Genomic DNA, 392 nt, shown 5'->3' on the forward strand with positions numbered 1-392 from the left:
GTGGCGGATCGGCATCGCCGATGGCGCGGTTGAGAAACAGATAAATCGCGTAGAGAAAGGCGCAGACGACCGGCAGCAAGGCCTTGACGCCAAAAATCGCAAAACTCGGCTGGATGACGATCATCGCTCCGCCGAAACCGATAAGAATGGCCATCCAGCGCCGCCAGCCGACTGTTTCGCCGAGGAATAGCGCCGACATTGCCGTCAGAATGAACGGTTCGACGAAATAGATGGCGAACACATCGGCGAGCGGCATGTATTTGGCGATCGCATCCATGCAGGGCAGCAGGAGCATTGCGAATGCCATGATCATCAAGCCGCGGATCATATGCGGATGGGCGGAATGGGAATGAGGCATGGCTTCTGTCTATTGGTGATCACGTCCTTTAACC

At 56.1% G+C, this 392-nt stretch carries 1 protein-coding gene; it reads right to left on the reverse strand.

Translation table 11 applies throughout. The features are described from left to right. Nucleotides 1-358 (reverse strand): EamA family transporter (locus AC1D0P_RS31235; RefSeq protein ID WP_477680270.1); only part of this gene is annotated, 358 nt, incomplete at its 3' end. Between the last annotated feature and the right edge of the window lie 34 nt (nt 359-392).

Source organism: Polaromonas sp. P1_G2, assembly GCF_056405515.1.